This is a genomic window from Stenotrophomonas sp. SAU14A_NAIMI4_8, from assembly GCF_003086695.1.
Lineage (GTDB): Bacteria > Pseudomonadota > Gammaproteobacteria > Xanthomonadales > Xanthomonadaceae > Stenotrophomonas.
This window is the reverse complement of record NZ_CP025999.1, coordinates 133,839-157,711: the sequence shown is the minus strand read 5'-3', so window position 1 is coordinate 157,711 and position 23,873 is coordinate 133,839. Positions and strand designations below refer to the sequence as shown.

Annotated in this window: 20 protein-coding genes; 10 read left to right on the top strand and 10 right to left on the bottom strand. The window is 62.1% G+C overall.

Annotated elements, in window-relative coordinates:
- Positions 1-89: 89 nt before the first annotated feature.
- Together C1930_RS00620 and C1930_RS00615 are read right to left on the bottom strand one after the other, a co-directional pair.
- Positions 90-764, bottom strand: a complete 675-nt coding sequence (locus C1930_RS00620; RefSeq protein WP_108770840.1) for a hypothetical protein — start codon at positions 762-764, stop codon at positions 90-92.
- A gap of 37 nt (positions 765-801) precedes the next feature.
- Positions 802-1,296 carry a hypothetical protein gene (locus C1930_RS00615; RefSeq protein WP_108770839.1) on the bottom strand — a complete coding sequence of 165 codons (495 nt, stop codon included), beginning with the start codon at positions 1,294-1,296 and terminating at the stop codon, positions 802-804.
- Between the two features lie 270 nt (positions 1,297-1,566).
- On the opposite strand from C1930_RS00615, the gene C1930_RS00610 reads away from it, so the two are divergent.
- The 4 genes from C1930_RS00610 (at position 1,567) to C1930_RS00595 (ending at position 6,630) form a co-directional block, all read left to right on the top strand.
- A complete protein-coding gene (locus C1930_RS00610; protein ID WP_159093511.1) occupies positions 1,567-2,622 on the top strand; it encodes a hypothetical protein in 1,056 nt (351 codons plus the stop codon).
- Positions 2,623-2,712: 90 nt separating this feature from the next.
- Positions 2,713-5,202, top strand: a complete 2,490-nt coding sequence (locus tag C1930_RS00605; RefSeq protein ID WP_108751753.1) for a DEAD/DEAH box helicase — start codon at positions 2,713-2,715, stop codon at positions 5,200-5,202.
- Positions 5,199-6,221, top strand: coding sequence for a ribonuclease H-like domain-containing protein (locus C1930_RS00600; RefSeq protein WP_108755025.1), 1,023 nt, complete (start codon positions 5,199-5,201; stop codon positions 6,219-6,221). The genes C1930_RS00605 and C1930_RS00600 overlap by 4 nt, the downstream gene beginning before the upstream one ends.
- An 85-nt stretch (positions 6,222-6,306) precedes the next feature.
- Positions 6,307-6,630, top strand: a complete 324-nt coding sequence (locus C1930_RS00595) for an I78 family peptidase inhibitor (protein ID WP_108755024.1) — start codon at positions 6,307-6,309, stop codon at positions 6,628-6,630.
- A 72-nt stretch (positions 6,631-6,702) separates the two neighbouring features.
- Here the strand turns inward: C1930_RS00595 and C1930_RS00590 are convergent, their stop codons facing one another.
- From C1930_RS00590 to C1930_RS00565, 6 genes are all read right to left on the bottom strand, one after another.
- Positions 6,703-8,601 (bottom strand): M56 family metallopeptidase, encoded by a 1,899-nt coding sequence (locus tag C1930_RS00590; RefSeq protein ID WP_108770837.1) that lies wholly within the window; start codon positions 8,599-8,601, stop codon positions 6,703-6,705.
- Positions 8,602-8,604: 3 nt separating this feature from the next.
- Entirely contained in the window at positions 8,605-8,991 is a 387-nt protein-coding gene (locus C1930_RS00585; RefSeq protein ID WP_108751749.1) for a BlaI/MecI/CopY family transcriptional regulator, read from the bottom strand.
- Between the two features lie 478 nt (positions 8,992-9,469).
- Positions 9,470-9,634: a YgaP-like transmembrane domain gene (locus tag C1930_RS00580; RefSeq protein ID WP_343125582.1), complete on the bottom strand. Its 165-nt coding sequence runs from the start codon at positions 9,632-9,634 to the stop codon at positions 9,470-9,472.
- 197 nt (positions 9,635-9,831) lie between these two features.
- The gene (locus tag C1930_RS00575) at positions 9,832-10,473 is read right to left on the bottom strand and encodes an AbiV family abortive infection protein (protein ID WP_234412713.1); all 642 of its coding nucleotides are present in this window, start codon (positions 10,471-10,473) and stop codon (positions 9,832-9,834) included.
- A gap of 86 nt (positions 10,474-10,559) precedes the next feature.
- Positions 10,560-11,024 (bottom strand): hypothetical protein, encoded by a 465-nt coding sequence (locus tag C1930_RS00570; protein ID WP_108770835.1) that lies wholly within the window; start codon positions 11,022-11,024, stop codon positions 10,560-10,562.
- Between the two features lie 73 nt (positions 11,025-11,097).
- Positions 11,098-11,691, bottom strand: coding sequence for a hypothetical protein (locus C1930_RS00565; RefSeq protein ID WP_159093510.1), 594 nt, complete (start codon positions 11,689-11,691; stop codon positions 11,098-11,100).
- 397 nt (positions 11,692-12,088) lie between these two features.
- Between C1930_RS00565 and C1930_RS00560 the strand changes: the two genes are divergently transcribed.
- The gene (locus C1930_RS00560; RefSeq protein ID WP_108770833.1) at positions 12,089-12,961 is read left to right on the top strand and encodes a hypothetical protein; all 873 of its coding nucleotides are present in this window, start codon (positions 12,089-12,091) and stop codon (positions 12,959-12,961) included.
- Positions 12,958-14,658, top strand: a complete 1,701-nt coding sequence (locus C1930_RS00555; protein ID WP_159093508.1) for a hypothetical protein — start codon at positions 12,958-12,960, stop codon at positions 14,656-14,658. The genes C1930_RS00560 and C1930_RS00555 overlap by 4 nt, the downstream gene beginning before the upstream one ends.
- 396 nt (positions 14,659-15,054) lie before the next feature.
- On the opposite strand, the gene C1930_RS00550 is transcribed toward C1930_RS00555, so the two are convergent.
- On the bottom strand, positions 15,055-16,776 hold the full coding sequence (locus C1930_RS00550; protein WP_108770831.1) for an RNA-directed DNA polymerase: 1,722 nt from the start codon (positions 16,774-16,776) through the stop codon (positions 15,055-15,057).
- Positions 16,773-17,741, bottom strand: a complete 969-nt coding sequence (locus tag C1930_RS20125; protein WP_159093507.1) for a hypothetical protein — start codon at positions 17,739-17,741, stop codon at positions 16,773-16,775. Before C1930_RS20125 ends, C1930_RS00550 begins: the two co-directional genes overlap by 4 nt.
- Positions 17,742-19,099: 1,358 nt before the next feature.
- On the opposite strand from C1930_RS20125, the gene C1930_RS20120 reads away from it, so the two are divergent.
- The 4 genes from C1930_RS20120 to C1930_RS20490 all read left to right on the top strand — a co-directional run bounded on the left by C1930_RS20120 (position 19,100) and on the right by C1930_RS20490 (position 23,740).
- Complete coding sequence (locus tag C1930_RS20120) at positions 19,100-19,318, top strand: hypothetical protein (protein ID WP_159093506.1); 219 nt, start codon at positions 19,100-19,102, stop codon at positions 19,316-19,318.
- A 216-nt stretch (positions 19,319-19,534) separates the two neighbouring features.
- A complete protein-coding gene (locus C1930_RS00540) occupies positions 19,535-20,728 on the top strand; it encodes an SAVED domain-containing protein (protein WP_108770829.1) in 1,194 nt (397 codons plus the stop codon).
- On the top strand, positions 20,725-21,984 hold the full coding sequence (locus tag C1930_RS00535; protein WP_108770828.1) for a nucleotidyltransferase: 1,260 nt from the start codon (positions 20,725-20,727) through the stop codon (positions 21,982-21,984). Before C1930_RS00540 ends, C1930_RS00535 begins: the two co-directional genes overlap by 4 nt.
- A 241-nt stretch (positions 21,985-22,225) precedes the next feature.
- Positions 22,226-23,740 carry a ThiF family adenylyltransferase gene (locus C1930_RS20490; protein ID WP_325051538.1) on the top strand — a complete coding sequence of 505 codons (1,515 nt, stop codon included), beginning with the start codon at positions 22,226-22,228 and terminating at the stop codon, positions 23,738-23,740.
- Positions 23,741-23,873: the final 133 nt, after the last annotated feature.

The following is a 23,873-nucleotide window of genomic DNA, read 5'->3' as shown; positions in this document are numbered from 1 at the left end:
TCCCTTTCGCGCGCGAAAGGGCCCTGACCCCACCACGTGGATCGCGGACAGCATCCACGCATGGCGTGGATCTACCGGGGTCGGATCCCTCAGCGTTTGCCCGCGCGCCGGTACACACCATCGAAGCGCACGTTCATGCCACCACATTCGCTGTTGTCCGACACCACCAGCACATCGCCCAGCAGCTGCGCGTGCACGCTGCAGGTATCCTCGACGAAATCGACCTGGCTTCCGCGCGGCGTGGCCGACGCGTTCACCGCACCGATGTGCGGCCCACCCGGCCGTTCTTCCAGCGACGGATTGGCCGACGGCCAGTAGGCATCGCCTTCCACCTGCAACTGGCTGCCACGCACGCGGATCTGCAGGCCGTTGTCGCCGTCCTTCCAGTCACCCGCCCATCCCTGCAGGGTCGGCGTCACCTGCGGCACAGGCTGCAGCTTGCTGCGATCCACCCACCCCGCGCTGCCGCCCACCTTGTTGGGGAAGAACGCGCAGCGGTACGGGCCCAGGTCGCGGCCGGTCACCACCGTATCGCCGCTCACCACGTAGCTGCGCTGGCGGCACGCGGCCTCACCCTTTTCCGGGCAGCCGTCCAGGTCGCGCAGCAGGTACAGACGCGGCGTACCCACCACCTTGGCCACGGCGAAGTCCGACTGCTGCGAGGGGAAGGCGCCATTGCGGCATGAACCGTCGTCGGCCAGTTCGCTGGCCAGCGCCAACGACGGGCCGCACAGGGCAATCAGGAAAAGGGAACGCAGCAGCATCCAGGCAGCCTCGGAAAGAAAGACGGCAGGATAGCGCCTAGTCCTGCGGCGGTGCGCCGCAGCCGTCCTGCTGCTGGCAGAACTGCAATGCGCGGCGCTGCTGGTCGGCACTCAGTTCCGGCGGTGGCCGTGCGATGGCCGACTGGATCTGGTCCGGCCCACCGGTCAGCTTGTTCAGACCGCGGCCTGCGGCGAGCACACCCTTGACCACGCCCATCATGATGTAACCCCCGCCCAGGCTGACCTGCTCCGGCGTAGGCGGTTCCTGCCAATCGCGGCTGAAACGGTTGTCGCCGAACTTCACCGGGTTCTTGAAGCGGTACAGATCCAGCGGCTGGTCGTCTTCCGGCTTCAAGGCACGAACTTCACCCAGCGTGGTCACGCTGTCCTGCGCCGGTGCGGATGCGGGTGCTGGCGTTGCCTGCATGCTGGTCTCGGTCGGCGGCGCAGGCAGCTGCTGCGCATGCGCGGTGACGGCCAGCATCATGCCGGCCAGAAGTGCTCCCTGCAGTGTCCGTCGTGCCACAGCCATTGCCCTGTCGGATGTGTCCAGTCTGCGAGCATACGCATGGCGGCTTCAGATTGTGTTGGCGCACCGTGCAGACGTTCAGGATGTGTCGCGCTGCCCAGAACGCTGCCAGCGCGGCGCGATTTGCAACAAATGTCATTGTCAGCGCCGCCTCGGATCAGCAGCCTGCAGGGTCTTTCCGATGGAGCCCGGCATGCAGCCCCGCGCTTTTTCCCCTGCCGACCTTGTGCTGCACAGATGACATCGCGGGTCGCTGTACTGGTTGCACTTGCCATGGCAACTGCCATGCTGGTGGCGGCTATTGCCGAATGGATGGCGCGCACGCGCAGCGCGCTGCAGGCGCTGCGCCAGGCACCGGTGCTGCGCTCCCTGGATGCGGGTGAACAGGCGGCGCTGGCACCCCTGCGTGCGCTGACCGGCATCACCCATGACGATCAGGTCCGGCCGCTGCAGGGCGCCCTTGCCAGCGCCAGCCATCGCCCCTGGCAACCGTTCAACGACGGCCGGCTGGGTGGCGTGCCGGTGCTGTTTCCTGCAGTCGCGCATCGTCATCTGGCCGCGTGGAATGACGCAGAGGTGGTGCTCGCTGCACATTGGGCCATCATCGTCCGCCTCAACGGCGTTGCACTGGCCGCCCTGCCCCGGGTGGGCGCAAGCCGATTGCTCGGTGAACGCCTGGAATCCGACGCGGAAGTGGCGTTGCGCCGCGGCGGCCGCCTGCGCACAGCCGGCCTGGGCACTGCCGCGATGGCACTGTGGGCCTGTGCACACACGCCGGTGTCCACCGCGCTGCCGCTGATCGTGCTGGCGATGCTGGCCGCGGGCTTGTCCTGGCCGCGCCGCCGTGGGCCGCGCACCGCGCAGCCGGTGCTGCGGGTCGCGGGGCGACTGCAGAACCTGCAGCGCACGCCGGCGCAGGCACCGGTCTGGCTGCTGGGCCGCGACCGCCGCGTCCAGCTTCCTGCGGAATGGCAGGATGCAGCGGCCTTTTCCAGAACCCGTGTAATGCAGTTGGACCTGCGCCAGCACGATGGCCAAGTGCTGGCGGCCGGGCCCCACTGGCGGCTGGCCGACGACCGCCAGGCTTTTCCAGCCAGCGGCAGCGGCTGGCACCTGGCCTGGCTGGCACTGCTGCTGGCGATCATGGGCACCGTCGCACTCTTGTCGCTGCCCGGCAACCCGCAGGCCATGCTGCCATGGTGGCTTGCGGCAGTCGGTATGGCCCTGTGGCAGGCGGTGCAGGGTGTGCGCAGCGCGGACCGCGCCCTGCAGCGTGACAGCGCGCGCCGGCAGGCATTCGCCGCGCGGCCGCCACCGCCCCGGCACTGAATGGTTTACTGCATCCCGGCCCGCGGTCTCACACCCTGAGACCCATCTGTGGTGCCATGTGACCCCTCGCAAACCGTCACCCCGCTTCCCATGGCTTACGAACTCGCCAAGCGCACTGCCGATGCCGAGCAGAAGCTCGCCACCCGCGATGGCCTGCCGGCGCGCGACGGCGCGCTGCTCAGCGCCCGCCTGCAGCGCCGCTACCACGACCGCATTACCGGCAGTTTTGCCATTCCAGGCCGCGAGGGCCGCTACGCGCCCATTCCCGAGTCGGTGCCGCCGGCCCTGGCCGCCGCGCTGAAGGCGCGCGGCATCGAGCAGCTGTACAGCCACCAGGCCGAAGCGTGGAATGCCAGCCAGCGCGGCGAACACGTGGCCATCGTCACCCCCACCGCCAGCGGCAAGTCGCTGTGCTACACCCTGCCGGTGGTCAGCGCAGCCATGCAGGACAAGGCCAAGGCGCTGTACCTGTTTCCGACCAAGGCGCTGGCCCAGGACCAGGTGGCCGAGCTGCTGGAACTCAACCGCGCCGGCGACCTGGGCGTGAAGGCGTTCACCTTCGACGGCGACACCCCCGGCGATGCGCGCCAGGCCATCCGCCTGCACGGCGACATCGTGGTGTCCAACCCGGACATGCTGCACCAGGCCATCCTGCCGCACCACACCAAGTGGGCACAGTTCTTCGAGAACCTGCGCTACATCGTCATCGACGAAGTGCACACCTACCGCGGTGTGTTCGGCAGCCACGTGACCAACGTGCTGCGCCGGCTCAAGCGCATCTGCGCGTTCTACGGCGTGCAACCGCAGTTCATCCTGTGCTCGGCCACCATCGGCAACCCGCAGGCCCATGCCGAAGCCCTCATCGAAGCCCCGGTCACCGCCATCACCGAATCGGGCGCGCCCAGCGGGCCCAAGCAGGTGCTGCTGTGGAACCCGCCGGTCATCAACCCGGACCTGGGCCTGCGGGCCTCGGCACGGTCGCAGAGCAACCGCATCGCCCGCATCGCGATCAAATCCGGGCTGAAGACCCTGGTGTTCGCGCAGACCCGGCTGATGGTGGAAGTGCTGACCAAGTATCTGAAGGACATCTTCGACCACGACCCGCGCAAGCCACCGCGCATCCGCGCCTACCGCGGCGGCTACCTGCCCACCGAGCGCCGCGAGACCGAACGGGCCATGCGTGCCGGCAACATCGACGGCATCGTCAGCACCTCGGCGCTGGAACTGGGCGTGGATATCGGCAGCCTGGACGTGGTGATCCTCAATGGCTACCCCGGCAGCGTGGCCGCCACCTGGCAGCGCTTCGGCCGCGCCGGTCGCCGCCAGCAGCCCGCACTGGGGGTGATGGTGGCCAGCTCGCAGCCGCTGGACCAGTACGTGGTGCGCCATCCGGACTTCTTCGCCGAAGCCTCGCCCGAACACGCGCGCATCGCGCCGGACCAGCCGCTGATCCTGTTCGACCACATCCGCTGTGCCGCCTTCGAACTGCCGTTCCGGGTCGGCGATGGCTTCGGCCCGATCGATCCAGAAGTATTCCTGGAAGCGCTGGCCGAAACCGAGGTCATCCACCGCGAAGGCGAGCGCTGGGAATGGATCGCCGACAGCTATCCGGCCAACGCGGTCAGTCTGCGCGCGGTGGCCGATGGCAACTTCGTGGTGGTCGACCGCAGCGATGGCCGCCAGCAGATCATCGCCGAAGTGGATTACTCCGCCGCCGCGCTCACCCTGTACGAAGGCGCCATCCACATGGTGCAGTCCACCCCGTACCAGGTGGAAACGCTGGACTGGGAAGGCCGCAAGGCCTATGTCACCCGCACCCACGTGGACTACTACACCGACAGCATCGACTTCACCAAGCTCAAGGTGCTTGACCGCTTCGACGGTGGCGTGGCTGGTCGTGGCGATTCACACCATGGCGAAGTACACGTGGTGCGCCGCGTGGCCGGCTACAAGAAGATCCGCTATTACACCCACGAGAACATCGGCTACGGGCCGGTGAACCTGCCCGACCAGGAACTGCACACCACGGCGGTGTGGTGGCAGTTGCCGCAGGCGCTGCTGCTGCGCGCCTTCGCCAGCAAGCAGGATGCGCTGGATGGTTTCCTCGGCGCGGCCTATGCGCTGCACATCGTCGCCACCGTGGCGGTGATGGCCGACGCGCGCGATCTGCAGAAGTCGGTCGGCAATGGCGATGGTGCCTGGTTCGCGATTGCCGACCAGAGTGGCCGTGGCCAGCTGCGCGGCAGCAATGGCGATCCCGGCGTGGTGGAACTGCTGCAGGAATTCGTGCCCACCGTGTACCTGTACGACAACTTCCCTGGCGGCGTTGGCCTGAGTGAGCCGCTGTGGCAGCGCCAGGCCGAGCTGGTGCAGCGCGCGCGTGAACTGGTGCAGCGCTGCGACTGCAAGGCCGGCTGCCCGGCCTGCGTGGGCCCGGTGCTGGCCGCGCAGGAAGAGGACGAAACCTCGCCACGTGCGCTGGCACTGCGCGTGCTGGACCTGTTCGATGCACACGCCTGCCAGCACGTGCCGGACGTGGTGGTGACCACGCGCGACCCGATGGAGCTGCTGGCGCCGTGAGCCTGAGCCTGGACAAACTGCGCCTGCTGCGCAGACAGGCCGGTGACCCGAAGGCCAGCGCGCCGGCCGTGCCCGAGCCGCCACCCGCAGCACCGCCCCCGGTGGCCGCCAACGATGCACGGCAGCCGCCCGCCGAACGCTCGGTGTTCGCCTGGGTGGAACAGGAAATCCGCCACAAACCGACCGGTGCCGCCGCGCCGGCGGCGGCCGCTGCACCGCTGCGGCGGCCGGAGGTGGGCAGCCTGCATCGCCTGCTTGGCCTGCGCACGCGCGGCGGTCCCGCACCGGCACGCGCCAGCGCGCAGGATCGGCAACTGCCCGGCGAGGAAATCGCGCCGGGCCTGTTCCTGATCGAATCGCTGCAGCCACAGCCGATTCCGGCGCAGCCGCTGTCCTTGGACTTCGCCCGCCGCGATGGCCAGTACGTGGCCGCGCGCGACCTGCTGTTCTTCGATACCGAAACCACCGGTCTGGCCGGCGGCACCGGCACCCGCGCCTTCATGATCGGCGCCGCCGACTGGCATGCCTGCCCGCAGCGCGGCGAAGGACTGCGCATCCGCCAGCTGCTGATGTCCACGATGGCCGCCGAAGATGCCATGCTGGCCACCTTTGCCGGCTGGCTGCAGCCGTCCACGGTGTTCTGCAGCTACAACGGCCGCAGCTACGACGCACCGCTGCTGAAGGCCCGCTACCGCCTGGCCCGGCAGCGCGACCCGATCAGCGCGCTGGACCATGTGGACCTGCTGTATCCCACGCGCCGCCGTTATCGCGGCAGCTGGGAAAACTGCAAGTTGTCCACCATCGAACGCCAGCTGCTGCGGGTGGTACGCGAGGACGACCTGCCCGGCTCGGAGGCACCCGGTGCGTGGCTGCGCTACCTGCGCGGTGGCGACGCCCTGAACCTGCGCCGGGTGGCCGACCACAACCACCAGGACGTGGTGACCCTGGCCCTGCTGCTGCAGCGGCTGGTGCGCGAGGAACAGCGCGAGCGCGAGACGCTGGCGCTGGTCGGGCAGTAGCGCTGCGCGGATTCAGGCAGCGTTGACACAGCTGACACGCGCAGCGGCGACACTGCCGGTTATTCCATCCTGCGGAGTCGTGCCCATGCGTTCTTCTTCCCTGTTACTGCTGGCCGCCATCCTGCCGTTGGCTGCCTGCAGCCACGCCGGCGGCAGCAGCACCGCCGATACCGGCAGCCTGCCGGCCAAGGTGTCCGATGGCCCGCAGGAGTGCCGTCCCGAAGCGCTGGAGGCATTCACCGGCAAGACTGCCGATGAGGCCACCATCAAGAAGCTGGTGGCCGACAGCGGCGCGCGCAATGCACGGGTGGTGAAGCCGGGCATGGCGGTCACCATGGACTTCCGCCAGGACCGGGTCACCGTGCAGGTGGACGCGCAGAACAGGATCGAGCGCGCCAGCTGCGGTTGATGTAATCGCGCCAGCGCTACCGGACGCGATCGATCCGGTAGCGCCGGGCCATGCCCGGCGAGCGAAGCGGTCCTACAGCTGCTGGGCCTTGCCGCTGGCCATGGCGCGGGCGATCACCTGCTTCACCTGCGCCGAGGCCTGCGCCTGCAGCTGGGCCTGGCGTTCCCCCAGTTCGGCCTGCTGGCTGCCCAGCGCGGACTGGCGCAGGCCCAGCTGGGCCTGCTGGTCGGCCAGCTCGCTGATGTCGCGGCTGTGTGTGTCCTGCAGGTCCTGCATTGCACGACGCACTTCGGCGTCGGCCGCGCGGGCAATCGCGGCATCGTCGGTCACACCACGTGTCGCCCTTGCCGCCTCGGCCGCAGCCTCACGGTTGATGTCGGTGGCGCGCACGGCCTTGCTGGCCACCTGCGTCGCCACGCGGGCGATTTCACGCGCGTGTACCGCCTGCTTGCGGCCCAACTCGCCCTGCTGGCGCCCCAGCGCGCCCTGCTCGCGGCCCAGTTCACCCTGCTGCCGGCCCACTTCCGCCGATTGCGCGTAGACGCGCTGCAGCGGTTGGATCAGCGCCGGGTCACGCACGGCGTAGCGCTTGTTGCCCTCGCGGAACCACAGCACCGGACCTTCGCGGCCGACGTCGCGGCGGGCCTGCTTGATGTCGTCGATGGTGGCGCTGGCGTAGCTGCGGCCGTGGTCGATCAATACGTGGCCACGCTCCATGTCGTTGCCCAGGTGCAGCTGGCCGACGGTGGTGAAGCTGTCGTCATCGTCTTCATCGACCGGCGGGGCCGACGGTGCGGGCGGCGCGGCGGGAGCGGCCGGCGGTGCTGGCACGGCGGGCAGCGCTCGCGCCGGGGCGGCAGGCGCCTTTGGTGCAGCGGGCGCCACTACCGCAGCCGGCGGCGGCGGCGGGGCGGGCGGTGCCGGCGGCACCGGGGCAGCCACCAGCTGCATCGGCGCCACGCTCAGCGCCAGTACCAGGGTGGTCAGCGCGGCCGCCAACACGCGCGGGCAGGACCGGCGCGGCTGCAGCGAAAGCAGGCGGCGCTTCAGGCTGGTGGTGCTGGGTGCAGCGCTGGCCACGCCCAGATGCGGCGCGGGTGCCACACCCAGCTGCAGCAGCAGGCGGCCATAGGCATGGCGGCTGGCACCGTGCTGGCCGACCACCGCCGCATCCACCGCTTCCTCGCGGGCCTGGGCATATTCGCGCACGGCCATGCGCAGCAGCGGATGGAAGAAGAACAGGTGCTGGGCCAGGGCCGGCAGCAGCCCCCACTGCAGGTCACGGCGCTGCAGGTGCTGCAGCTCGTGGGTCAGCGCCAGGTCCAGCGCGTCGCCCTGCAGCGCATTGGCACCGGCGGGCAGCAGCAGCACCGGGCGCAGCGGCCCGACCAGCTGCGGTGCGTCCACCTGCGCGCTCATCCACAAACGCGGTGCACGGCGCAGGCCATGGGCATCGGCCGCCAGTTGCAGCGCCTGCACCAGGGCGGCGTCTTCGCAGGGGTGCGCGGCGGCCAGAAGCGCGCGGCACTGCCGCCATTCGCCGAAGGTGCGCCATGCCATCAGCAGCACGCCGGACAACCACAGCGCGGCCAGCGCCAGTGCCCACACGGCCAGCGGCGATGCGCCGGTACCGATGGACGCGGCGATGTCGTGGGTCTGGTCGATCGGCGCGGCGGCCAGCAGCTGCGCCGACGCTTCGGGCGCAAGCGGATAGATCGCATCGGCGGCCAGGTCGGTGGTGGTCATCGCCACCTCGGCGGGGGGCGGCAACCAGGCCAGCTGCAGCGGTTGGCTCCAGGCCAGGCCGAACACGGCCTGCAGCGACACCAGCCACCACAGGCGGCAGCGCGTGGCCGCCGACAGCGACGGCAGCCGCTTGCACACCAGATACACCAGCCCCACCAGCAAGGCAGTCTGCAGGCTGGTCCAGCCCAGCCGTTCCAGCAACGCGATCAGCATCGTGGTATCCATGGCTCAGCCCTCGTGACGACGCGATTGAAGTTCGGCGACCAGCGCTTCCAGCTCGGCCAGTTCGTTGTCACTGACCTGCTGGCGCTGCGACAGATAGGCCACGAACGGCGACACCGAGCCCTGCAGGGTGTTGTCGACGAACTGGGCCACCGCGCCCTGCAGCACGCTTTCCGGGCCACGGGTGGCCTGGTAGCGGTAGACACCGTCCTGTTGCTGGCGCTGAAGATACCCCTTCGCCCGCAGGCGCTCCATCATGGTCAGCACGGTGGAACGGGCCAGCCCGCGGGCCTCGCCGTAGCCACTGGCGACCTCGCCGACACTGGCCGGCGCATGTTCATCGATGTACTGCAGCAGGGCCAGTTCCTGGTCCCCGATGGTCTTGCCGCGCATGACACCACTCCATTGACTACACGTGTAGTTACTGTCGGCGTGACGACATATGTAGTCAACCCCCCGGAAGTCATGGGCCGACGAACGGTAGGGGAGTGAGCGGGGTCAGTATGCAGGGGCGTAAAGATTGTCGTAAACGACAAATCGGCAGCGAATTTCAGAAAAGATTGTCGTATACGTCAAATCGACGGCGAATTTCGGAAAAGTTTGTCGGTCGGCGGCCTGACGCAGAGCGTCGAGATGCTCTTTTGGCTGCATCCGTGAAGGACCCGCGCCTCAAATCGCGGACTTGATCCGTCCAATTTGATCGCTGCGGCGACCACCGGGTGCGGGTGGTCGCTCTTCAAGATCGACTATGGATCGTGGCTGGTTACGACCAAACGAGTGTCGTCGGCCTTTCCCCATGTTCCTGCGAGTTTAGGGGCTCAAACGCAGGAATCTTGCGTAGCGCTGTCAGCCACGACGCAATCCCAGACACTCACGTGTTCGGCTGCGTCGCCTTACGGTTCCAAGGCATGCGCATCAGTACGCGTGCCAGCCCGCAGAACCCCGAGACCCCAGCGAAGAGAAGCCCAGCTCCCACGAAGCCCGAGAGCGCGTGAAACCAAGGCGAGACCGTAGCACCGGGCACGGCTCCGAGCACGATCAGGGATGGCGCGCAGATCAACGAAGCGGCAGGGATCGTGCCCTCCGATCCCGTGAGCTAGTTCGAGGGAATGCTGTCCCGGGGAACCCGCCCAACTGATGAGCGCGCATGGAGTGTCCGCTTCCGGCCAGAAGCGGACATCGGAACGCCCGAGTTAAGCCGCACCGCGCAGCAGCGTCGGCTCGGAAGAATTGTCAGGAGGCAGGCCGCGAGACGAAGGCATAGATTGCTTCCTCTAGGCTGACGTTGCCGCCGTTTATGCGCTCAAGATAGAACGGCGAGAACTCATCCTGGCCCATGATTTCCTGAATCTTGCTGCTGGACAGGGTATAGAAGAAGTCGCTAGCCGCCGTGGTCGACGCTGGCTCGTTGTTCGCCTGATGCTGTTTAGCTCGCGCCAGACAATGTTGGGCGAGGTGTACCGTGTCACGTGCGGCGACAGGACGCACCAAATCTTTTGGGTTCTGGATCGAGCCATCCGCGAGAACTCCCGTATACATCGACGGCTCGCGGCCCAGGCGCAGGCTGCCCATAAGTTCAAGGGAAGTATCAAGCGCCTCCTTCATGTTCTCTCGCTGCGTTAGGCTCAGCGATGGTCCAAAGGCGGCAATGATCTTTGACTTGTGATCCAGAAGGTTGTTCCAAGTCTTCTTGTGAACTTTCCGATCCGCCAGGTTTCGACCTGCCGCGCCAAACGCTAAAGCAGATTTGCCGACTTCCTCGATGGCCGCAACAGCAAGGAAGTAGGCGCGCGCGAAATGCTCGCCACTTAGCAACGCTTCCGCCTCTTCAACTAGCGCAGCGGCGTTATTAAGCGACGCGCCCGAAAGCTTCACGAGTATTTCCCTACTGAGTTCTCTCATATGCCGCCTATCGCCAATATTAAGCCGACCCGCGAAGCCGGTTCGGCCTGAATGAATTATTAGTCATCAACCCAGATTACCTCGCGGACTAACGCGCCGTCGGCGGCGTAGCCCAGGATGACATGCGCAGTGTGTACATAGCCAAGCTCCTCTCGGAACGCTTGGAGTTTGAGCTCGTCGTATGCGGCGTCCTCTCCAGGTTTCTTGAGTTCCAACACGACGATGTTGTTTGCGTCCGTGTTGCGCTCATGCACCAGAATGTCAGGGAACACGGTGGCTGCACGAATCCCGCGATCCAAAGCATTGCGAGGCGGGAGCTTGAGTCTTTTGGGGTCACCGAAATGGCGGTTGTACTCGCAGTCCACGGTAAGCGGCGGCCGAATAGCCTCCGAAAGCGCCATGTAGTGGGCGAGCCGGTAAGAGAGCGAACGCTCCGTAACGCGAAGATCAAGCAATGCAGAGTCATTCTGCACCAGCTGATCAATTGCGGAATTGACTAGAGCGGCGGCCTGTTCTCGGGTCATCGACAATTCTTCCAATGATGACAAACGCCTGAATTAAGCCGTGTCGCGAAGCGGCATCGGCTTGAATGAATTGTTAGCCTTTTGCATTGGGCACCAGCATGGCGATTCTTGAGATGCGACCGGGCAGCCTTCGCAGGAACCACTTATCAAGCTTTTCTAGCGCGTCGTGATACTCCAACGGGGTGTATTTGCTGCCAGCGCCCATTGTGAGATCGTCAGCTGCGACATAGAACTCGGCGGGGAATACTGGGAAGTTAGGGGTACCCCCCCAAACTGGGTGAGGGATCCGAGCTATGGGAAAGTCGTGCTCCTTCGGCTTTGGATGAACGACATTGTTGCGCTCCGAAATCAGCGCGACAAGGCGTTGGTACACCCAGTATTGCTTGTCGAAGCGATACTTGTGCGACGTGAGAAGTACTGGCAATGCATCTAGCTTGCTGCGGAAGGTCATTGTGAGCAAAGCATTGCCATAGTCCTTCTGATCTTGCCCCCACTTGTCAGCGGCATGTTCTAGGAGCGCATCATTGAGGATGGCCTCTAAAGCCGCGGCGCACATTACAACGTAGGCGACCGTTAAAGCGTCTGGTCGTCGGGATGCTTGATACGTGTCACGGAAGATCCGGAGCATCCGTTCAAATTTGACGCTCGCGCGAAAGCTGACTTTCATGCTTTCGCTAGTTGGTGCGCGGCGGCGTTTGGGCATAGGGCTAACTACCTAATAGCCGGATCCCTGGGTCCGGTTATACGACCTACCCACAGCCCTCCGTATGGTGGGCTATCCCCTTGATACGGCTCGATCTTAAGACGGCACGGTTCGGCTAACAAGCCAAAGTATAACCGGACCCAGCAGGGTGCAGAGCCTGCGCCACATCGGAAGTCCGCTTTGAGTCGCATCTCGCCGAACTTCCTAGGCTGAAAGCAGCAGCATCGCTCCCTTTAGAGGGGGAACGGTCATGAAAGTTCTCCGAGCCTGGGCCGCGCCGTTTGGCCTGAAGCGCTGCTAGAGTTCGCATAGCACGTTGCGAATGACAGCTCGCCCTATCCCTCATGTCACCGGCCATCCCATGCCCAGTCGATCCGACGACCTGTTTGCACGCCTTGCCGCTGCCGAAAACGACGCGGCAGCATTGCGGTCGGTTCTAGCCGAGATCGCCGCGCTAACGGCGACTGCGGAGTCGTTTGAGTTCACCCACTGCATTCAGCTGATCGCGCAATCGCCGGCACTTGCCAGCGCCGCCTTGGGGGATTGGCTGATCACCGCGACGCGAATGGACGCGGCGCGTCTCCTGTTGCAGGAGATGAACATCTCCAACTTAGCGGGTGAACAGTTGGTTGCCTTCGAGCCAGCACGTCTAGAAGCTGCGGACGCAGTATTGGTGGGATATCGCTTGGCCGCCTTCGATGCGGCCCCGGCTGTTGTACTGGGCTGGATCGTTGCTTGCTTCCGGGCCGACATGGACCCGAATGGAAAGCGGCTAGTCGCGCTGTTGAGTCATGAGGCACAACAGTACCCCGGTACGACCAGACGGCTGCTGGAGAGCCTAGACCCCGACCTTGTCGCCCGCTATCCCGTGCTGGAGGAGATTCGTCTGGCGATGACTGCGGCTTACGCTGCGCGCGTGGCGGCTCCTCGGCTGAAAGAGCTCATGCTGTCGGCAGATGATCGGGAAGTTCTGCGTCGACATCGATTGCGCGAGCAGCGAGACATTCACCGGCAGGCCGAGGAAGCCTCAGTGCTCATGAAGTTCATTAAGCGCTCTCACTTTAAGTACGCCTCCGAGGTCTCGCTCGAGTTCGATGTGGGTGGCGCAACTTCCGAGCAGTCGCTTGCGATGCAGGAGCATGAGTTAGCGACGGAGTTGCCGTTCCTCGCGATGACTGACCCCCTGAGACTGTTGTTCCTTCGCAGGAAGCTTCTGGAGGGACAGGCGCCGTGAGTATTCGTTTGGTGCTGACTCATTACTTGGCCACGCTGCGCGAGCGCAACGAGCTAGATGCGCTGTTACCGGAGTTGCTAGTCGCTATGGGTCACAACGTACTTAGCCGAGCGCAGGTCGGCGTGCCACAAGGCGGTGTTGACGTGCTCTCGAGCCTAGCGGCACCGGACGGCCCGGAAGAAGCATTCTTGTTCATCATCAAGTTTGGCGACATCGGTCGTGAAGATTTGTACGCCGGTGCGCAGTCCATCCAACCGTCTGTGCGGGAGGCGTCTACGGAGTATGTGCAAAACCGCCTACCGGCCAATCTTCGCGGCGGGCGCAAGCGGTTAATCGTGTTGTCTAATGGCGAATGGAAGCAGGCCGCGCAGGCTGGCTTCAAAGTGCTGAGCGACGAGGTAGCGACGCAGGCGGGGTGTTCACTCGAGTTCTGGGGCATTGATCAGCTCGCCACCCTGATCGAAGCGCACCTGCTCGATGAGTCGCTTCTGCTGAAGGCCGGGCGCGATCACCTGCGTGCCGCCATCGCGACGCTGGACGATAGCCATGCCGCCGAGCGTAGTTTCCGCCGGTTCGTTGACGACGTACTCGATGGTAGTTCGGCTGGCAATTCGGCAGCAAGACGCCGCGCGTTCCTTAAGCGCTGCGCTGCGGCCGAAATGGGCTGGGCCGTTTTCGACATGTGGGGGCAATCCGAGTCCAACCTCAAGCCCAGTGTCGCGGGCGGCGAGTACTTGCTGCTGAAGATTTGGTCAGAGGCAGTCGGGGCCGGACTCGACTGTAATGCAGAGTTCTTGACTCGATTCGAAGGTTTCAAGGTACGTCTCTGGCTGGCGATGGGTCGGTACTCCGACAAGGTCTGGCCACAGCTGCAAGACCCCTATGCAGTCATGGGCTACGCAGGGCACGAGGTGCTCTACAACAGGCTGGTCCTCGAGGAAGCGGGTAGGCTGGGCTTGCTCCTGTTGAGCCCACCACACTCCTCAGAGTCGCAGGCCGGCCGCACCGCGGCGCATGAGCGCCTGGTAGCGCTGCTCAACGCCCATCAGGGTGCGCGCCTTCCCGCATTGGATGGCCAAGCCATCGACCTGTCACTCGCGTTGGCGGGCCTGATGTCCGAGGGCGACTTCGCGAGCGTGGACTCGTTGGTCATGGATGTGGCAGATCGATTGGTGCTGGCCGCACGCGACGGGCGCCTCCTCCCCGTTACCACCGACTTGGTGGAGGACGCGATCGCTCTGCGGGCGGGCGATGTGGAGTCCGGTGAGGTGTGCCGAACTAGCACCCTTGTGCCAATGCTGGCTGCGGTCGCCGCTTTCGTCGATAACGAGGTTGCACTGCACAGCTTGCGCGAGACCCTGAGACCGCTCATGCCCGAGGCCACGCTTGAACGTTGGTTTCCGAAGGCCGAGATCGATCAGATCGCCGCGCGTCGACCGGAAGGCTTACCTGGCGTGTCACGAGGACTCCGCACGCTCGGGGCGACGTGTGCTGCCGAAGCGGCTGCAGCAGTCGCCTTACCGCCGGGAGCTGCTGCCCCAGGTGACGTCACCTGCGTTGCACGTAACCAAGCGGTAGTCCTGGCACTTTCGGCGCGGGTGTTCCGACACCCACTGCCGAGTTGGTTCCTCGAGCAGTTTCGCCGTCCATCGGCACCGCCCGTGGGAGCACCGGCGCCGACCGAGCCAGCCGCCTAGCGAACCAAACGGCTCGGCCAGCAGGCTCGACTCAATGCAGACATCGACGTGGTACAGGTTATCGGGCCCAAAGCTGGCGCGCTATTCGCTCAGGCAGACTCCGAGGAGGATCGAGTATCCGCTTTGGGTCGAGCAGGCTCTAGCACTCTTAGCCGCTTTGCCTGGCGCCGGCGCGGCTGCTTTCGGCCAGAAGCGGACCTTCAACACCGCTTTGCCTGAATGGTCGCGTCATGCCTTGGTGCGGATTTGCAGCCTCGATTCAACAGGACCGTTTACAGGAATGCGGTCTGGCGTCCGTCGCCATCGCATTGCATCGATCGGCAGTACGCACGATCGCAGCACAACACAATCATCGGCAGTGTCCCTGATCTGAACTTCACTCATGGCCATGAATGCTCAGTACGTGTCGATTGGTGTCGTCGCGTCGAAGGCGAGCTCCTCACCGCGATCCAGTGCAGTCTCAAGAATGTGGGGATGGCGGGATTGTTCCGAAACCCCGTGGAGGCAGGCCAGTTCCTGGATGAAGGGATCGTCTGACTTCATCAACTCATGTCCGCGCTCCTGCCACATAGCGAAGCGATTGAGCTCATCGTCGACCGGACCGACAACGCTGATGCCGTTTGCTCGCAAGATGGCCAAGCCCTGACGTTCAGCAGAATTCCAAGATTCGATTCGGCAAGTGATTTCGCCGGGAATCAGTTTCAGGATCTGAGCAGCCGATTGCGCGGCATTGCTTCCCATTCGCAGAAGATGCGTGATATCTCGCGTGCCGACCGCATGGATTATTTCTGCGAGCATAGCGAGCTCTGGGTATTGCCGCAGGCGCTCTGCAATCAAAGGCAGATCTTCAGTCTTGGCCAGGTATAGGAGTCGGCCTGCGAAATAGCGAATCTTGGGGATGGCTCTTTTTCGTACATAACCATCCAACTTCGGGCCAGCCTCAAGGATACGAAGTAAACGCTCAGTGTACTCCCCGCGAAGAGTCTGAGCGGAGAGCAAAAGCATTTTTGGCGTAGCCTGTCGGAATATCTTTTCTAGCAACCACGGATAACGTCGCAGCTGGTCGAGGAAACGCTCCTGATAACTCGCATCACCGACTTCAACGCTGTAATCCGGCAATGGAATCCTGAATCCCTCTTCAGCAAATCTGGCGGCAAGCCCGGCACGAGACGAAGGCTGTGAAATCAGAAACTGCTTTAGATCGCGGGCGAAGAACATCCAGCCTTGTGAGTCGTTGCCACCGAAATCTTCTTCCCCTGCTAGCCAATCACCCGCAGCAAGCTCGAAGTCCTTGCTTGCATCGACGTCATGTAAGTCAAGTCCTAACTCACTCAACAATGCCGCCAATTGAGCGCGACCCATAGCGACCTCCGATGGTGATCCCACCAGCACTACATCATCCACATAACGGAAGTAACGGCTCGGGAAGGCCGCTGACATTGCGTGATCAACATCACGCAACACGAGATTGGCAATCAGGTGACTAAACATAGGGCCAGTTAACAGCCCTTTGCCACGATCAGCGCTTTGGCCTACCAGCGCGTGGTCGGCCAAGAGTTTCATACCCAACTCACGAGTTAGGGGGGGCATCTGAGCTACATCGCACGCCTTCAGCCAGGCGTGGGTTGCCAGCTCACCGGAGATACTCGGATAGAAACGTTTGATATCGGTATAGCGCACAACCTGACCGGCGTCAGCTTTGCATGCGGCGGCTATTTTCCTGTGCCGCTCTTGTAGTCCCGAGAAATATGGCTTGTAAACGCCTTGAGAGTCTTCGCCTTCCGCCAGGCGATAGCTGAAGACGAAATCGGGAGAGCGAAATGCTGCGTGCCGGCTGCACTCCGCGAGTAACGCAGCTTCCGCGAACGACTCATTAGGCCCAGGCAGAAAAATGTCGCGGTATCCGACCTGACCGTCAGCGCGAATATCCTTGAAGTGCAGGGACTGAAAATAGGCGCTCCTGTTGCGGCTCATCACGAGATGTAGAGAAACCTTCTCGGCCCAGCGATCCCTGCCTGCGCATAGATTGGCGAAATAATAGCGCAGCCCAAGGTAGGCCATGATGTCGCGAGTGCGGTACTGATTGGTCGCCCGCAGTGCGAGTAGCTGTGGCCTCATGCCTTCGCTCCATTCAAGGGTAGATCAAAGCGCTGAATTACTAGACGGACGTCAAATTGGTGGGCCTTCAGTGGATGCTGAACGCAGGCGCTACTTTTGCCAAGGTTCTCAACGACGAGAGCTTCCTGCTCCTCCTTGGACTGATGAGTTGAGAACAAGTTTTTGAACCAAGCAAGGGCTCGTCCGAAGAAGCCACCTGACCCAAGTACCTTGTTCGTTTGCGGCTCGATCCAAAGTACAAAACTGTTAAGGGCTCGGCCGTGTACGAACAGGCTTTCAAATTGGGGGATAGCCTCTTTCCACTTCCCTTCGCCCTGTAGAAAGCCAGAGAAATTAGCCAGCACAATGAGGCGGGCTGAACAGTCTTGGCCAAGCACGGTCAGGCGATTGGTCAGGTCCGCGGTAGAGAATTTACCCAATGCATCCCACCGCAGAAATTCGGCAGAGACCCATATCGCCTGCTCAGCCAATGCATCCTTGATGTGATCCATGGCTCGGCTGGCATAGTCTCGCGCGAATTCCGACAACTCTCCTCCTACAACCTTGACGTGTAGCGGGTGGCGCGGAACGCGGCCTTGGCGCCGCAACTCAGAAATACTCGCCAGCATCGTCAAAACCGCTGCGCCGGAACCGCAAGGCAGATCAGCTAGCAACACGGTCCCACCCGAAAAAACCTTCGCAAACGCGTCTGAGACCCCTGCAAGTTCGTCCCGAGGATCAAGCAAGCTCAGTTGAACACGCGCCGAGGAGCCACTGAAGCGCCATGCCAGGTGGTCATCAGTCTCCTCCTGGCTCAATCCACCGATTTCTCCTTTGGGAACAGGCTGCAGTGCCTTTTCCTCCAGTCCTGCGTGCCGCAGTAAGTGCCCCCATGCGGCGAGCAGCGATGGAGCAAGACGCAGGCACTTCAATCCAGGGTGCCAAAGCGTTTCCGGGATATCTTCAGGATTAATAAGTCGGGCCATCAGTTCAAAGAACCTCGGCAATCAGCGCTTGGGCCATAAACACCCGTTCGGTTTATGCGGCGGCGAGGCGGGCTTTGAGAGTTGAGGGCAGAGCCAACATCTCTGGGACTCGATGGACCTTGTAGCCGCGCACGACGAGGTGCCCATCGGTGAGAGCAACCTTCAATCACTTGAAAGTCGTTGCTCCAGCCCCTGGTTGCGATGGAAGGTGCAATGAACTTCGTGCAGATTTCCGACTCGGATAGCGTTCTCTTTTCCATGGCCCGTGCTCTTGTTTCTTTATTCCCAAAGAATGATACCGAATCGCACAGCCTTTCATATACAGATGATGTCCGCTTCGGGTCGATAGCGGAATCTAGCATTCTTGGTCGCGTTGTCTGGCGCCGGCATGTCTGCTTCCGGCCAGGAGCGGACCGTCGCAATCCACCAGTAGAGTCATTCATCGCCAAAACGCACATCCAACGGAGGCGGCCGCGCGGAACGCCGGCAGCCCTGAACTGTCCACAGACCGGTCGATGTTCCGTTACCACGGTCTTGACCGACTGGATGTGCAGTGCCGACTGGCTCACCGAAACGCAATTATCAATTTAGCGACCACACCTACTCTTCGCATTGCCAAGTAGATGGAGCGAAAAGCGTGAGAGTTTGGACCAAGGTTGTGGCCGCCCTGTTGGGCTGCAGCAGTTGGATTCCACCGCCGGTAGCATTGTAGAGTTCGGCAATACCGAGGCATTGAAGCAGGCAGCGATACACGGGGGAGGAATTGCGTGGCTCCCAGGCATCAGTTTGACGCGCGACCTGCAGGACGGAAGTTTGGTTCGCCTTCCTATAGATTCGCTTGCGATCGAGCGTTCATTCAGCATCATCCGTCGTGAGGGCGCATACGAAGTCCCGGCAGTGGATGCTTTCGTAGGAGTGATTCAGAAGAATTCTCACTGTTCCACGATCTGACTGCCTGCACTTGATGGCGAAGGCTGGTCGCTGCGAAGGATCAACGCGTACCGCGGCGTGGAGATGAGGCACGCAGGTAGCCCCAGTATCCGTCGGTGCCTGAGTAGTAATGCAGCCACGCTGCCCGCACTCGGGGGAATTTCAGCACTCTTGGGAACGAAATTTCCCACAATGCAGCCATATCGCCCGCACTCGCGAGCGTTTTCATTGGCTAACATTGTCAGCAGGTGAGCTACAGGCCTATCTAGACCAGATGTTCTGCGCTGCGCCAGCGGCGATGCACATCTCCAAACTCCTGTTTGGAGCGCACTTGCATCACGCACAGCACCGGCCGGCCTGGAGGCACCTATCTTGGAAAACGAGTCTTTGATGCAGTGAGGCGCTGCCTCTCACGATGGAGATCGCGCATGGACAACCTGAGTACCTTTGCCCAAATGGGCATATTTTCCGGCATAGCCTTACTGTTCCCAATCTCCATTGTCATCACGATCTTCATCATCATTCGCGCTCAGAACAAAGCCGAAGCTCGGGCCAGACCCCGCCGAAGGAAGCGAGCGCGGCGAAGTGCCCAGGCACGACTGCCGGTGTCGGTCAAATGGCCAGCCACAGCGGCGAACGATGACTGAAGTTGCTGGGGACTGTTCAACAGCTCCCAATGACTATCAGGCCACTACGATATTCAATCTTTCGTTGCCGATTTGATCGCGCCTGCAGAGGGCGCTGGCCTACTGTGAGCCCTGGGTTTGATGCTTCGAATGCGCTGTAATCGATTACATCCAAAATGAGACTTGAATCACACCTTGGCAGCCCAAAGAATGAAGGGGTCGTCAAGGAGGGATCACATGGAACAGGCTCATGAAGACGCAGAAGTAACATCACCAGACTCTTCGGCCGGAAGCGGCCGATTTCACACCACAGGCAACATTAAAAAGCTTGTCTGGGTGAGATCCGCCGGCCACTGTGAGCTCTGCGGCCAAGACCTTACTTGCGACTTCCGCGTCAGCCAGGAAATGGCATGGGGTGAAGTTGCCCACATCATGCCTGCTAGCCCGAAGGGTCCTCGAGCTGACCCCAGCCATGGAGCGCAGGAGGCAGCTGATCTCACCAACGATACGAACAACTTGATGCTTCTCTGCCCTGGTTGCCACGATAGGGTGGACAGGGATGCCGATGGCTACCCCACTTCAGACCTTACAGAGCTGCATCAAGCATTTCAGGAGCGAATTCGACTGGCGGCGAGCGTGCCGGATGCCGGACGCGCCATCGGATTGATTGTCCAGGGTAGCAACTTCGTCACCAATGCCGACATCTCCAAGCGAGACCTCGCGATGGCGATGTCTGCTGAAGGGCTGTCCGCCTTTGGAGACATCATCAAGATCACGCTCAAGCCGCCTGGTGCAGATGGGCGAGATCAACGCTACTGGGCAAACATCAAGGACGAAGTGCGGCATCACCTAGAGCGACAACTAGAGAGACGTGGCGGCCGCTACGGAGATCAACCTGCTCTGGCTGTGGTGGGCTTGGCGGACATCCCCACGTTGATCATGCTCGGCCAGACTATCGGGGATCGATCCAACCGGGTGATGTTCTCTAAGAGCCGCGACCACGGCCTACGCTGGCCCGATCCCTCTGCTGCGCCACCGAACTACCAGCTTCACATCCCTGATGAAGGGGCGGAGCCAATTGCACTGGTCGTCTCCATCTCAGCGAAGATTCCAGAGCGGGATGTACTCCTGGTGGTTCCCAACGCACGCATTGCGACGCTCACGATCGAAGATCCTCGTTACTCGATTGTCAGCAACCGCGGCGCCATCTCCGCGTTCAGAGATGCTCTGCAGATACTCATGAGCCATCTTGAAGCCTCTAGCCCCGAGCCCATCCATCTATTCATCGCCGCACCGGCCGCTTTCTGCGTTGAACTTGGCGCACTGATGACAACGGAGCATCAGCACCCTTACGTAGTCTACGACCGCGAAAAAACCCAAGACGGACGTTTCGTAGAAGCCTTCACAATCACCCCTGGAGATCGTGCATGACACTGCCTACCGACCACGATACGAAGCGCGATAGTTGGGAGTATTTCTTGCTTCGTGCGGCAAGATCCATATCCCTGAGCGAGTCGCAGTACGAGAAAATTGATGACCGCTACGGAGTTCTGGAGGGAATCCTCAATGCTTCTTCCAATCCAATCCTGAGTAACGCTCACATCTTCGTTCAGGGCTCCATCGGGCTCCGAACCACGATCAAGCCACTGGCAGGTGCCCCAGCCGACCTTGGAACGGTGGATGCAGATGCGATTGTATGGCTCCCAAATGCAGAGGGCGCTTCCGCCCAAGATGTACTGGATGAGATCTATGATCGAATCTCTGAAGGAACTCGCGTGGAAGCGAAAGTTAAGCTCCTCCGCCGTGGTGTCCGAATCATCTATGCGGATACGAACCCGGGCTTCCACATCGATGTCACTCCTGCTCGGGCAGTGCCTGGCAATACTGAAGCCGATGGGCAAGGAAAGCTTGAGGTTCCTGATCGCGAACTGATGGCTTGGAAAGCCAGTAGCCCGATCCCTTACATGCACTGGCTCGATGCCGCGACCAAGAAGGAGATCACACTGGAGAGCATCGCTGCGCTGTCCAGGAAGGCGTTGGTGATGGATGCCGCCACTCAAGCTCCGCTACCAGCGTATGAGCAGTACATCGACAGTGACCCCTTGCGCGCCGCCATCAAGCTCCTCAAGCGCCATCGCGATGAATGGGCGGTTAGAAGCGGAGATCCCAAGCATCGCCCCATCTCCGCTGTGATTACAACGCTGGCGACACGCGCATATGAAGATGTCGCTGCAGACTCGCACCAGCGGCCGCGGAAGCCTCTTGAAGCAATACTTGAGATCGTGGGAAACATGGCCAAGTACATCCGCTATGAGGATGGCCAGTTTCAGGTCTGCAATCCGCAAGACAGCGGCGAGAACTTTGCCGAGAAGTGGAATCGGGCCGATGAGGGCTCAGCCTACGTCCAATCCTTCTATCAGTGGCACGCGAGCGCTACAGAGTCCATGTCTATTGGACTTCAAGAGTTCCCGTCAGCGGAAGCCTTCAATGACGCAATCAAGGAACGCTTTGCCCTCGGCGGAACCTTCGTTGCGGCAGTGAACAACGAAATTCCGAACGACTGGACCATGCCAGGACGGAAGGCCGGACATACACGGAACATTGCGAGCATGGGTGCAGTGTTTGGCAGTGGTGCGTCCAGTGGTCAATCGCAAGAAGCGGCGGAGTCGCTTGACCGCCTTGGCTGAGTCAGGCACGCCTGTGGAGCGCGGCATTGCCGCGCTCCATGCCTACTTGGGTGACGATGGAGCCTCTCTGTTGCAGCCGGTTTCACCACGGCTTGGTGAGGCTGCCGTCTTCCGGCTCCCGTTGCCCGTCGACTACGCTGGGGTTCAACGCTGGCTAAGAATTGGATTTCCCCAGTCATTCCCACGATCGACCTTGAGTCTTCGGGTCGAGCCTTCGCCCTGGCTGATTTGGCCGCACGCGATGGAAACCGGACTGTGCCTGCATGGATTCCAGCAAAAGCCTGTGAACGGAAGTCCAGAGACTGTGGTCAAAGACAGTCTTTCCCGCTTGGGAAAGATCATAGAAATCTCGCTCCCAACGGCCGATCCAGCTTTCAGGAGTGAGGAGTTCCAGCGAGAGGCAATCTCCTACTGGAAGAATCAGCAGTCCGTTTCGAATCAGAGCGTCTCGCTGTTGAAGCGACCTTCGCGTTCAAGATCCCTCATTGCCGTCACTGTGCCACGCATGCGGTCACATGACGGCATTGAGCCAGTCTGGATAGCTGAAAGCGCCGGCGATATCAGCACACACATTAGGAGAGTTGCAGGCGTCCGGGTGAACATCCGGGCGCCGGCTAGCGCCGCATTCTATCTAAGGTTGACGAGCTATCCGGAGATCAAGGCCCCATCACCAGAAGGATGGCTTGCCTGGCTCAAGCCTCATGTGGCGGTAGACGACTTCGCCAAGCTTCTATTCTGGTTTGGAGAGTCGAGCTCGATGAGTAGTAGATGGGTCGCCCTGGAGCTTCCGGGTGGCAGCGACTCTGCCATCTACTGTCTGAACCTGCGGGATCACTCCCTGCTTCCGACTCGTGGAGTCACCCTAGGGGTGAGAGCGGGCCGTAGACAGGCGACACGGACCAGTCGGGACAGCCTAGTCATTGTCTCGGCCACCATCAACGTTCTTGATCGGCGCGAGATCCTATCGCGAGATCGGAGCATTGACGCTCCTCTTCTATCTGAAGCCCGCATTGTCATCGTCGGGCAAGGATCGCTGGGCAGCCCAGTTGCACTACACCTAGCTCGGGCGGGTGTAGGTCACCTCACCGTCATTGACCCCGATGAACTGACATCAGCCAACTTGGGGCGTCACGTCCTGGGTACGGATGAACTCGGTAGAAACAAGGCGCTCGCGATGCGAGACCGCTTACAGCGAGATGTTCCTATTGTTTCGGTAGTCGCCATTCCGGTGCATGTCGAACTCGCGCTACTGACGCATCCAGAGGTGTTCGAAAGCGCTGACATTGTGATCGTCACCAGTGCCGACTGGGCATCTGAGGTAGCACTCTGGCGAAAGAAGAGCGACGGCGCCAACTGGCGACTGATTCAATCCTGGAGTGAGCCCAACGCACTCGTCGGCCATGCCCTAGTCGCGCCTGCGGGCTCCGCAGATGCCCGCCCTCTGTTCACGGACAAAGGAAGGTTCAAGCACGCATTCACAACGTGGCCAGGAGGCGGCAGTGTCCCGTTACCTGCGTGTGGGCAAAGTTTCATCCCTGGTGGCGAAATTGGAATGTCAGGGGTAGCCGGCATGGTTGCACAGGTTGGAATTGCTAGCCTGGCTCACCGTGGAGAGGAACGCCTGTGGGTTAGTAGTGTGTCGAACCCGCAGCTGGCTGAAGGACTTGGGGGAAGCTACATCGGCCCTGTCCTTCCTGAGCATACGACAAGCATGACCTTGACCCGCGCGTGGCCTGAGGTGGCTCCTAATGAATGATCTTCTTTGGGAGTGGAGTTGGCCCGCCGTTGACGGCTCCGTGCTCGTACCGGCAAGCCTCCTGGAGTCGCTCGCCAGATATCGCCAACGCGCGTGGAACTTCGAACGCGGTGGACAACTCTTCATTGACCCA